This window comes from Parasphingorhabdus sp. (assembly GCF_039982415.1).
Taxonomy (GTDB): domain Bacteria; phylum Pseudomonadota; class Alphaproteobacteria; order Sphingomonadales; family Sphingomonadaceae; genus Parasphingorhabdus.
The window spans coordinates 91,132-102,981 of sequence record NZ_JBDWYL010000006.1; the positions used below are offsets into that span (position 1 = coordinate 91,132).

Here is an 11,850-nt window from a genome sequence, read left to right on the forward strand (position 1 = left end):
TATGGAGTTGAATCAATGGAGAGCATCTCTTGAAGAATTTACTAGAAGAAGTTTTGAGACTCCAACTTCACTATTCATCGCTGAAAACAACAGAGATGAGCCGGCGCGGTGAGATTATCAGGCACGAAGTTCCGGCATGGATTGAGGGCCTACCCTTAGCGCAGGAATCATATTTCGGAAAATTTAAAGGGGAGTTCAAAGTTCGTGGGAAGGATGGAACTGGTCCTAAATCGCGTGTCCCATGGGTCCGAGTTTTCTGTCCGGACTTATCGCCGACACCAAGAGTTGGATGGTACGTGGTCTATCTATTTCGTCCTGACGGCTCTGGTGTAGCGGTTTGTCTGGCACATGGTTCCACAACATGGGATGGTATGTCATTTATACCTCGCGATTTAGCGGAAGCAGCATCACTCATGCATTGGGCTAGAGAACTTTTAGTGGATCACGGACTACCTTTGGAGATGAAGGCGGGATTGGATTTGAATTCTGAATACTCTCTGGCGAAAGCCTATGAGCGTACGACTGCTTTTTCAAAGATGTACGATGTCAGTAAAATTCCTAACAACAAATCAATCGAACGAGATCTTAGCGTTTTTTTATCAATGCTCGGAGTCCTGTATCGGTCAACATTGGATGGAAGGGGGCCAGGGACATTGGCCCCAGAAGTTATCGATGCCGAGATGGCGGTGGCTGCAGTAGCGAATCCAAGACGAAGCAGTCGAAGTTCATCCGGGCAGGGTATGGGCTTATCAGCGGTTCAAAGACTCGCTATTGAGAATCGGGCAATGCGATTGGCGGAAGACTGGCTGGTTGATAAGGGTTTTTCCGTTAAAGATGTACATCGGACTCAATCTTGTGATTTCATCGCTGAGCGCGATGGCACAGAGCTGGTAGTAGAAGTGAAGGGAACGACCGGGGCGGCTTCATCCATTCTGTTGACACGCAATGAAGTCAGACTCCACAAAGAGCGGTATCCTGATAATGCGCTCCTAGTTGTTCATGACATTGAACTCGATCGTGATACAAATCAAGCAAGTGATGGAAATTTAAGGATATACTTACCTTGGCGCATCAAAGAAAAATTTTTGGAACCAATAAGCTATCAGTTCAATCTAGACACAAATGATGCTCAGAGGTTGGATTGACAGTTTGCCTTTGAGACCTCGAAAATAGAACGGTTAGTAGTTACCAAGTAAGTGATATTCAAGGCAACACTATTGTAGGTCAAGAGCAGAATATTTCTCCACTTAGTTTGTAAGAATGAAAAATGACTCTCAAAAACGTACGACATAAATAACGTAGGAGTCATTATTCTTTTTATCAGAACCCAAATGATCTGAGTCGCGAGTAAATAACTCCTTTAAGTAATGAATTCGCTTTTCGAATTTTTTAGTGTACTCTCATAAATGATCAGAGTCGCATAAATGGGGTGAGTTTATGTCAATAAACATTGTAAGATGTATTTTAACTTGCTTGGGCACTGCTTTGGTTTCTTCTCCAGCAACTTCCCAATCTATATTGCAACCAGGTGAGCAATCAGCCGTTTATGTAGAACCCGTTTCATTAGCGGAAACGCAGTCTTTAAGCGGGTTATCGCTCAATGTCGCTGCGGTCGTTTCCGACAAAGACTTTGCGGACGGGCTTCAAAAAGCCGCAGATGTTTACGGCATCAAATTAGATTTGTTCCTCTCGCAAAATATCGAGTATCGAAGAGAAGCTGCTGAACGCTTTATTGCTCAAGATGATAGTTATCTCGTTGTTGATCAATTGGACGGAGAAAACTGGCGAGACATCGATAAATCAAAATCTGTATCCGAACCATCTGTCAAATTATGGAATGGAAACGCTTCGCCAGATAATGCTTTTACTGAGGGGTTCAATACTTTGAGAGCTGCTCGGGATTCTATCGTAATGAAAATTCCTAAGTACGAAGAAATTCTTCCCATTGCATTCCCAATATCACCATTGCCAGATTCATTCTTTCAACCATCAAAATTTCCGTATCCGTCACCTCTTGTGAGAGTTGCAAGGACGCACGAATCTCTTAGTGCTTCTGTTCATGCTCACACATCTTGCAATATGGTAGCTCAGACTGGAAATATGCTGCACAGGACTAGTTCCTTAGACAAAAATCGGTTGCTGATGGGTATGGAAGGAGGAAATCTTTCTCTTCATGCGCAGCCGGGAGCGATTGCCAGCGACAAAATTTCGGCGGTCATGACGTCCTGGGTACTGAATGTCGATAGATTTGGAGCCAACAGAGAAATTTTGGTTGAAAATAATGGGTTAGATTCCTCCGTTTTTTCGGTCGGTCTTCATGCTCCTGAAGAGTTAGAAATTGCGTTGGAAAATATGCAAAAGAAGGGAGATATCTTAAGCTTTCAGATTTTGGATCATGAGCTAATCAAAGTTGTAGGATCCGACGGTAAACCAAGAACATTTCGAGCAGGAATGTTCTTGGTAGCGAATGACAAGAGCACGAAGGGCCCTGAAATCATCGTGGGCAATGATAAATATGGGGCTATGACTCTAGATTTCTTCAGTACCCAAGCCTTTGTACAACAGCTAGTGGAGCAGGTCGCGGCTTCGGAAAAAAAGACGAAACACAATGAAACGGGTGGGATCTTAACTGCAGGGGGGACAACGGTTGGGAACTCAATTGGCAGGCCTCTTGCGGAAGCAATCCGGGAAGTTCCACAATCAAGTGCGCCAGTAACTCCTTACGTATTTAGTTTGGAGGGTGGATTCATAATTGTAACCCCCGAAACACCACTCACCAAGAATATTTTGGCCGCTCCAATAAGCAAAATTTATCTGGACCTCAGGGGACCTCTAACTTCTGACCAAACTATTACGGTTCACTTGTCCAATTCAGCTACAGAAAAAGTAGTCTTTCGGCGAACAATCATCGATTTTGATCAATTTAACGATGCGCTCGCAGCGCTACAGGCGATGGGTATGATTTCAGGTTGGGAGTTTGAAGGTTCTAGGGGGCGAGGTTTGTTCGCCAATGTTGTGTTGAAAAACTTCTTAGGTAAAAATCGGAAGTTCATGTCTTCGCTTTCCAGTTGGCCTACGGACGAACTTCCAGATAAACCGTTGGTGAGAATGTATGTGGACGGCATGCAACGCCTGAATTTTGGTCTCTTGACACGAGAAGGATGGCGGCAAGAGTTTGTCGAAGTACCGCTTCGCATTCCACCTGTACCTCGAGATATTTCGCTTTATTCTGGCAAAAGCTCATTGGATTGAAATTATCATCACGCAGTAGGTTTGAAATACAAAAATGATCCGGTTTTTGAGGAAATATTGGTTTTTGAATGTTTTGGCGTTCTTACTTATTGGAAGCTCCGCGGTAGCTTCTGGGGACAACGGAGATGGCAAAAAAATCGTGGCCGAAGATGGTTTCCTCCACCAACCTTATTTGAGAAATTCTATCGACGGTCACGTGCGGCAAGATGATATTGAATTGGGGAAATGGACAATTGACCAGCTTCATCAGGCGGGACGGTCGCTTTTTGTTGCTCAATTCACGAGAGCAGATGGTGCTGGAAGGCCAGGAGCAACTGGAAATGGTAGCCCGACCCGACGTCCCCTTGGAACTGGTGTGGATTTTGTTAGAACTGCTGGACCCGACTCAAATTCATGCGTCAGTTGCCACAACCGGCCCAACGTAGGCGGGGCAGGCGATTTTGTTTCAAACGTGTTTACTGGATTAGCTTCAAGGCATCCGGTTTTCTTTTCTGTTGATGCCAAATTTTCGGCTGAACGAGATACGCCCGAATTACATGGGGCTGGTTTAATAGAACTTCTCGCTCGAGAGATGACCTTAGACCTCCATACAATTCGGACAAGAGCAATTTCTGAAGCTCAAGCTACACAAGCGCTAACAAAACTGCCGCTTATAACTAAAGGCGTAGAATTTGGACATATCCAAGCGCATCCTGATGGCCGAGTGGATTTGAGTGGGATTGTTGGCGTTGATCGAGATCTGGTGATTCGCCCTTGGACTCAAAAAGGAACCGTAACTTCTTTAAGAACGTTCACAGTCACATCTACCAATCTTCATCATGGGATGCAGGCCACCGAAAGATTCGGTTATCACCTAACAGGATCCCACGATTTCGATAGAGATGGAAAGTCTGCGGAGCTCACAAGAGGCGACATCACGGCATTAGTTGTTTTTCAGGCAATGATGCCTGCTCCCGGTCGTATGATGCCGAACTCAGCCAAACAACGGGAAAGGGTTTCGCGTGGCGAACAGCTTTTCAAGAAATCTAAATGCAGTTCGTGTCATATGCCGGAGCTCCCCTTGAATAGCACGCTGTTTGTTGAACCAAGTCCTTTCAATTTAGAGGGTACTTTGAGGCAAAGTGATGTGGCAGTCCCTTTGCGTTTTCAGGTCCCCTACTTTAATCAAATAGCTCGAAAATCTAAACCTATAATGATCCCCTTGTTTTCGGATTTGAAGAGGCACAAGATTTCTGATGCCGAAAAACCTCATTTCGCAAATGAGACAATGGTTGAGGGTTTGACCTCAATAGATGAGTTTTTGACAAAGCGCCTTTGGGCAGTTGGGAATACGGCACCTTTCGGTCATCGAGGAGACATAACACAAATGCGCGAAGTTATCCTTCATCATGGAGGAGAAGCTCGAAAGGCGCGCCTTGAATTTGAGACACTCTCAAGAAACGATCAAAACGATATAATCTTGTTCTTATCCAGTCTTCAAGTTTTACCACCGGGCTCTCCCGAAACGGTAGTCGCTCCCAAAAAACCAAAATTGCCTTATCGAAAGAGATAGACTGATGGGCGGAAAACTCCATTTTCAAGCACTCTTAGTATTTGCAATGTTCTTCATGATGGGTGATTCTGTCTTAGCGACTAGCAATGCCGATACAGAAAGTTCAAATGATTTCAGAGAAGGATATTTGCTTCGAGCAAATGCAGCTCTTGCCCGAATATCTCTGGCCTCGCAAAGATCTTATGTGGCATTGCATCGCATAAGAGACGAAGTCGCGTTGGCGAACAGTGTTAAACGTCAACAGATAGAATTGGCTACCCCTAAACAGCTGCCTAAAATTTTGCCGGATCAGAAGATGGGATGGATCCGCAGTCTAGGTTTGGCGGAAACCGAGTTTCAAAAAAGTATTCTTTACTACCAAACCGCACGAAAGATTTTCCCCCATCGCTTCCCTGTAAAGAGAGAAATCATAGGAGAACCGAAATGGCTGGAAGCGATTAGAACGCCTCTTCAAATCCCTTCCGAAGATTCTGAGGTTGGAAAGTTTGTCGAATATTTGGATCAAATTGCGTTTCGGTCTGAACAGTCGGTGCAAAATATCGAAATTGTGGAAAACCAATCCATCGCACTGAGGGAGATGAAAGAAAACACCTCTCCAATCAGTCAAAGACCTAGCGATCTTAACAACAATGCATGGGAGTTCCTTGGTCCCTCTGGCATTCCAGAAGGCGAAGGTTACAATGGCGCCAGAGTGCCAGTGTCTGGTCGCGTCACTTCGCTGCTTTATCGAAGTGACCAAGATGGGACTTCCTTAATGCTGGCTGGATCTGCGCATGGCGGTATATGGAAGAGTTCCGATAAAGGTACATCTTGGAGACCCACTAGCGATTTTGCGACATCGCTCGCAATCGGCGCACTCGCATTTGATAGGTCTAACCCAAACCGAATCTATGCCGGAACTGGAGAGGCAAATGTAGCTTTTCGTAAGCGTGTAATCGAGGGAGACAGAGCTTTGCCGGGCACTAAGGGCCGCGGCATTTTGATTTCCAACGATGGTGCAAATACGTGGCACACAATCCAATCAGATCCATTTGTTGGCCACTCATTTTCGGAAATCGCAGTAAGCGGTGATTCAAAGCAGGTCTTTGCTGCCACGACTAACGGCCTCTATTTGAGCCATAATCAAGGCGTTTCTTGGAACAAAATTACGATAAATAAAAAGTTTCCAAACGAAGCCTCTACCGCGGTTGTTGTGCATGAAAAACGTCCAAGGCACGCATTTACTGCTATATGGGGAAGAGGAGTTTTTCAGAATAAATCAATCGATCGAAATCCAAACTCTTGGATCCAAGTAACCGGTGGTCTTCCTTTATCGAATATCGGACGCATTAGGTTGTCTTGGGCACCGTCAAATCCTGAAACAATTTACGCATTGATTGGAACCGCCGATCACCGATTGAGGGGCTTATACGTAAGCCATGATGAAGCAAGGAGCTGGGACCGGATTGATGTGGCACCAGATCTCCTCCGTGGTCAAGGATTCTATCACATAATGCTTGGCGTCGACCCTCATGACCACAAAAGAATCTATGTGGGAGGGGCTGGGGACCGCACACTGCACCCTTCGAGTTTGTACAAGATCGAAGATGAAAATGATAAATGGTATGCCACACCAGTAGGAAGTGAAATGCATGTTGATTTTCATGCGATCGCCTTTGACGTTAGAAAGAGAGGCGATGTCGTTGTTGGAAACGATGGCGGAGTATGGAGGTCTGAAGACTCCGGCCAAAGCTGGACTCCGTTGAATGACGGCCTTGGTATCACCCAAGTAATATCCATCACCCAAAGCTCAGACAACCAGGCAATATTCGTCGGCACACAAGACAACGGTACATTAAAATATCAACCCAACACGATTTGGCAACACGTTGACAATGGAGATGGTGGCAGGGTTGTCGTCGATCCGGAAAGCCCAAATATTGTTTACAACGTTTTCTTTGCGCATCGAATCGCACGTTCAGAAGATTTTGGTAAAAAAGGAACATTCAGGCCAATTTACCCTGAAGTAACCTCCGGCGAAATCCCATTTCTCTCACCCTTCGCTCTTAATCCTGAAAGATCAAATGAGATTGTTTTAGCGGCTGACCAACTTTATTTTTCAAACGACAGAGGAAATACCTGGATTTCTTTGCCACTTGAAATTTCTGAAAGCTCAGAAGAATTGAAAGTATCGGTCGTGAGTTACCTCGATTGGCATGACGATGGGATAATTCTAGGAACATCGACCGGCGATATTATCAAGCTAAATAGAAAATTCGGAAATTGGCGGGTAACGCGCCTCAATAACTCCGACGATTGGTTCAAAGAACCTTATATTACGGCAATCCTGAAGAATAAGAATCGGGATCAATTTCTGGTGTCTATTATTGGAGATCAAGCCTCAAATCTTTGGAGAAGACAAAAATCGGGAAAACTAGTGCAGGTCGACCTACAATTGGAAGAAGGTGAAGCCTTCGATTCCATTCTAGATTTGGAGGAACATCCGTCATTCAAAACCAAGGTTTTGTTGGGAACAGACCGTGGGATATATGTCTACGATACCACTTCTGGAGCTATCAAGAAACTTGGTGAGGGACTGCCTGCCGTGCCTGTGATGGAAATTTCAATCGACCGGAGTTCAGGAACCATTTTAGTTGGAACGTTTGGGCGGGGTATTTGGAAGCTCAACTAAATTAAAAAAAATTTGCATGGATTGGAATCAATATGAAAAACCGAATTATCGCTACGGCTATTGGCGGATCACTATTAATTTCAAATACCGCGCATGCAAACCTGTCTCAGTTTCAGGGCGTTTGGACAGCTCTTGATGGGACTGATGAGGGGCGAGCCGTTGATGCACGAATAGTTTCTGAGCTCACTCTTACAATCTGGCAGGATAAGTATATTTTGAGTCTACCAGACGGCCATTTCTCAATGACTATCCAAAACAACAAATCTGAAGAAAATGGATTTACGTTGATACGAGGGGACGGCCAGTCAGGTAAAAGAAGATTCGACGGCAATTATTCGATGACGGATGGGATTTTGACGATTTCTTACAGTCCTGAAGCAGTTGATTCATCATCGAACGGCGACCAAAACGAACGACGTATTTTCCGCTGGCGTAGAAGCCAGCAAATTAATTTGCCTTTGGGATCAAAATCTTTCCGTAATTCGCTAGGAATGCAGTTTTCCCTAATTCTCCCCAATACTTTTGTAGCAGGTGCTCAATCACATGAACCTCGCCGTCAGGATGAAATCCAGCGTAGGATCACAATAAGCCGTCCATATTATATTGGCATTCATGAAGTAACGGTCGGCCAGTATAAAATTTACAAGCAAGAGGTTGGTGATTCTGAAGAGATAGGCGGGATATCAACCATTGTTGATGGGGTGACTAGATATTCTGGTTCATCCAGTTGGGATAACCCTGGCTTCGAACAGGGAGATAATCATCCCGTGATATTTGTAAGCTGGAAAGATGCGGTTGCGTATTGTGATTGGTTAAGCAAAAAAGAAGGCCGGAAATACAGATTACCCACCGAAGCGGAATGGGAAAATGCGGCACGGGGAGGGAGCCAAACGGCCTACTGGTGGGGGGATGAGGAAAAACACGCCAAGGGTCGAGCCAACATTGGTGATATGATGTACGCCAAGAGTTATCCTAATCGAGATTTTAGAGTTCGTCATAACGACGGCTATGTTTTTACTGCTCCTGTTGGCTCATTTCGTCCCAACCAATTTGGCCTCTATGATGTCTCTGGTAATGCGATGGAGTGGGTCGATGATTGGTGGAATCTTCCTAGTGTCCAGCCGCAACGCGATCCCTCTGGGCCAAAAAATGGCACTCTAAAGGTCGCAAAAGGCGGAGGCTGGGCGAATAAACCTGGTGAAGCTCGTTCAGCCTTCCGGTTTCGGGAAAATCCAGAGTTGCGATTTGGCGGCACGGGATTTCGGATATTGTTGGAAACGCAATAGACTAGGGCGCCTGCTCATCAGCTTGGTTGGATCTCGAACATATCGGCAAACGGTCTATGGCAATATCGAGTTGCTACATATCTGTGTTGGAAGTTAGAACTTTTGTGAAACTGAGACTTTAAATTCAGCGACCGCATACCAGACAATGCGGACACTAGCTTTGCACGCCAAGGTCTATCTTCTTATAAGTCGGAATTTGCTGCTGAAAGTAATAAAAAACTAGGTTCTTCTCCGGTCACTCCCGAACTATAGGGGACAGTCCTCAACCCTATAACTCGAAAGTTTTTAGCAGGCTGGTGGTAAGTAATAGAGGCCTTTCAGGGGGCCAAAAAGAGCTAACTTCCACGATTTTGTTGCTTTAGACCTCGCTACTTACTCAGTCGCTTACCGACCTATTTATGACTAGTGACAGCTTGACTAAGTGGGTCTGCCAAGCCCAATTATTTCATCCAGAATAGTGGAGTTTCCAAATCGATTTCATCCTCCTGTTTTTCAATCGCTTTCGCAACGCCACCGTCATCGTATCCATGCCCTTCTGCGGCAATCTCCGCCTTCATGTGCAAATCATGCAAGCTCCAACCGAGATACTCTGCTTCTTTGTCAACGTCTCTGGTTACAAGTTTGGTCAATTGGAAATCCTCTCCGTTAGAAATTAAAATTATGTTATGTTTTGTTTCCTCACCACCACCTACCCACTCCCTATATAGGGAGTGTGGGTGGTGTAAGGCTGTGGGGCACTCCTTACCTTCACACCTATCCCCACCTCGCTTTTCACGTGGTAATATCATTTGGATCCACTTCTCTATCCACCCGAACATAAGGAGAAGTGCGGCCTTTTTCAGTCTTGCTTTTCTCGACCCTAAACGCACCATTCGACACCCAAGTTTTTAGAATTCTAGAGACTTTTTTCTTGTCGGCATCCGCACACATTCCAGTGACTTCTGCAACGACTTTTCCAGCCCAATCATCGGCTTGAACATTCTCCCGATAATTACCTAATTTGATAATCTGCTGGGTTTCGTAGACATGACGCGCGGTGATATCAGTTAGTGCATCAGGTAAAGCATAAGGCTCCAAGACGCCGATACAATCTGGGACTAAGCCATTGCCCAAACTAACAGATTGGAAGCGCATGTATTTGCTTCCGGCACCGGCTGATTTATTCGCCTTACCCATATCAATACGAACTATCGCTTTTGCATCTTCAGCGGGGATACAATGTCTTTCCGCATCTGCAGCTGAGACCTTGTTCATTGCAATTCCAATACGAGCTGCATCGATCAATGCACTAGCTCCGCGCGCATCCTCAACCGAAGAATCACCACCTCTAGTCTTTGATGAATGGTGCACCAAAACAACGGCACAGTTAGTTTCGGCTGCCAGCCGTTTCCAGCGCTTTGCTACCGCATCAATTCGGGTGTTATCGTTTTCATTTATTTGATGGCTAGATACAAAAGGATCAACCATGAAAACCTCGATGCCCCTCTCCTGAATAGCAACCTTCAGAGCATCATAAACAGGCTCCGCAATCGTCAACCCGTCACGGGATTCTGTTGCTGTTATCAAAGGTTCATCAACACCCGAATTCACAAACAAATTTTCTCTATGAGCAGATTCATCGATGCCGTGATACTTCCCCGTAGCGGCAATCAACCTACTCAACTCTTCCATCGATTCTTCTAGGTTATAGAGCCAAGTCTTTCTTGGACCGCCATACACCGGCAACCCTATACATGCCCTTCCAGTAATCAAACTTACTACGATGCCCAATGACAGTGCGGTCTTGCCAGTGCCACCTTTTGCGGCAATCACGGTTAGTTCTCGCTGCAAAATATGCTCGCCCAGTATCCATGGACGCGGAGGAATTGAAGTCGGATTTGGCCAATCAAACATGTTGGCTTTCACCGTCGGCCTGTCATTTCCGGCCATATCTTTGAACAATTCGACAATATGTTCATCTTCGATATCAGCGAAGTCAACGCCACTGAATTGCTTGGTCATATCGGTGACCCCGGCAAAACTATTTGGGCTCCTGTTAGTTCACGAGCTTTTTCAGCGGCAACATGGCCAGCTTGATCATCATCAGCACAGATGACGAGCGGTATGCTGGGCAAGCGGAGATGAATGATTTCGGCAACAACAGGGAGATTCCCCGCATCCATCGCGGCAATTACCGTGGCTCCTGTCGCACGTCGAATGGCCTTCATCGTTGCGACACCTTCGCCAACTAAGAAGCGGCTGCGGTCCCAACCGGCAGCCCAAAAATTGCCCTTTTTCTTTGCTCCTTTTGGAAACAGTTTTCGGCCATTTGGTTCAATTGTTTGATAACTCCAAATAGCGCCCTTGCAGTCGGTGATCGGAACCAAAAGTTTATTGTCTTCTTGGGCAAGGCGTTCGCCGTCAATGCCCTTCGCAACTAGATAAGCATGCAAGGGGTCCGCGTTGCCTGCTGCTGAAAGCCTGTTTATCGCATGCCTTCTGGCATCAAGCTGCATTTGCTCACGCCTAACTTCATTGGCCTTGATGGATTGCTCAATCGCAGTAGTTTCAACTTTTGTTAATGGCCGGGGATCGCCGTCCAGTCGCATTTTGTACGTCGATCCTTCTTGCCAATTACCGAAGGCAATAAAACGGCCGAATGATACCAACCAGAGCGGTTTCTTACCCTGTTTTCCGTTTTTATGATTGCCTCTTTGTAAGTCACCCTGATAGGTAACGGCATCCTCAATCAAACTCTGTTCTGGATAGATGCCCACTGTTGCTATCGCAGCAGATATGGCATTTATGTTTAGGTTATAATGGCGTTTGCGTTCGATCAGGAGAGGATTGGTCATATCACTAGCTCCGCCGTAGAATTGACGGAGGCACTCATACGCGATGACGCCCAGTCATCCAGGTCACTGATAAGATACAGTGGAAATCGTCCCATTTTCTGAAATCGGGGGCCGCCGCCAATACAAGCCAATTTCGCTAGCGTTTGCGCCGAATAGGTGCCGAATTTATTTTGGAGATATGCCGCAGCGTCAACCCGGCGGAGGTATTTCTGATCGTTCATAGCCATCCTTTCAGATACTTGCGAAGGAATTTCG

8 protein-coding genes are annotated in these 11,850 nt (G+C 45.7%); 5 read left to right on the forward strand and 3 right to left on the reverse strand.

Annotated elements, in window-relative coordinates; translation table 11 throughout:
• Positions 1-29: 29 nt before the first annotated feature.
• The 5 genes from ABJU74_RS06195 (at position 30) to ABJU74_RS06215 (ending at position 8,761) form a co-directional block, all read left to right on the forward strand.
• Complete coding sequence (locus ABJU74_RS06195) at positions 30-1,145, forward strand: DUF3578 domain-containing protein (protein ID WP_348383916.1); 1,116 nt, start codon at positions 30-32, stop codon at positions 1,143-1,145.
• A gap of 292 nt (positions 1,146-1,437) precedes the next feature.
• Positions 1,438-3,252 carry a hypothetical protein gene (locus ABJU74_RS06200; RefSeq protein ID WP_348383915.1) on the forward strand — a complete coding sequence of 605 codons (1,815 nt, stop codon included), beginning with the start codon at positions 1,438-1,440 and terminating at the stop codon, positions 3,250-3,252.
• Between the two features lie 34 nt (positions 3,253-3,286).
• Positions 3,287-4,804 carry a di-heme oxidoredictase family protein gene (locus ABJU74_RS06205; protein WP_348383914.1) on the forward strand — a complete coding sequence of 506 codons (1,518 nt, stop codon included), beginning with the start codon at positions 3,287-3,289 and terminating at the stop codon, positions 4,802-4,804.
• A gap of 4 nt (positions 4,805-4,808) precedes the next feature.
• Complete coding sequence (locus tag ABJU74_RS06210) at positions 4,809-7,475, forward strand: hypothetical protein (RefSeq protein WP_348383913.1); 2,667 nt, start codon at positions 4,809-4,811, stop codon at positions 7,473-7,475.
• A gap of 32 nt (positions 7,476-7,507) precedes the next feature.
• On the forward strand, positions 7,508-8,761 hold the full coding sequence (locus ABJU74_RS06215; RefSeq protein ID WP_348383912.1) for an SUMF1/EgtB/PvdO family nonheme iron enzyme: 1,254 nt from the start codon (positions 7,508-7,510) through the stop codon (positions 8,759-8,761).
• A gap of 440 nt (positions 8,762-9,201) precedes the next feature.
• Here the strand turns inward: ABJU74_RS06215 and ABJU74_RS06220 are convergent, their stop codons facing one another.
• From ABJU74_RS06220 to ABJU74_RS06230, 3 genes are all read right to left on the reverse strand, one after another.
• Positions 9,202-9,390 (reverse strand): hypothetical protein, encoded by a 189-nt coding sequence (locus tag ABJU74_RS06220; protein WP_348383911.1) that lies wholly within the window; start codon positions 9,388-9,390, stop codon positions 9,202-9,204.
• Between the two features lie 142 nt (positions 9,391-9,532).
• Positions 9,533-10,762 (reverse strand): AAA family ATPase, encoded by a 1,230-nt coding sequence (locus ABJU74_RS06225; protein WP_348383910.1) that lies wholly within the window; start codon positions 10,760-10,762, stop codon positions 9,533-9,535.
• A complete protein-coding gene (locus tag ABJU74_RS06230; RefSeq protein WP_348383909.1) occupies positions 10,759-11,517 on the reverse strand; it encodes a toprim domain-containing protein in 759 nt (252 codons plus the stop codon). Before ABJU74_RS06230 ends, ABJU74_RS06225 begins: the two co-directional genes overlap by 4 nt.
• Between the last annotated feature and the right edge of the window lie 333 nt (positions 11,518-11,850).

Coding starts and splice junctions, on each gene's coding strand:
- ABJU74_RS06210 (WP_348383913.1), top strand. CDS start 4,809: ATGGGCGGAAAACTCCATTTTCAAGCACTCTTAGTATTTGCAATGTTC.
- ABJU74_RS06200 (WP_348383915.1), top strand. CDS start 1,438: ATGTCAATAAACATTGTAAGATGTATTTTAACTTGCTTGGGCACTGCT.
- ABJU74_RS06225 (WP_348383910.1), bottom strand. CDS start 10,762: ATGACCAAGCAATTCAGTGGCGTTGACTTCGCTGATATCGAAGATGAA.
- ABJU74_RS06205 (WP_348383914.1), top strand. CDS start 3,287: ATGATCCGGTTTTTGAGGAAATATTGGTTTTTGAATGTTTTGGCGTTC.
- ABJU74_RS06215 (WP_348383912.1), top strand. CDS start 7,508: ATGAAAAACCGAATTATCGCTACGGCTATTGGCGGATCACTATTAATT.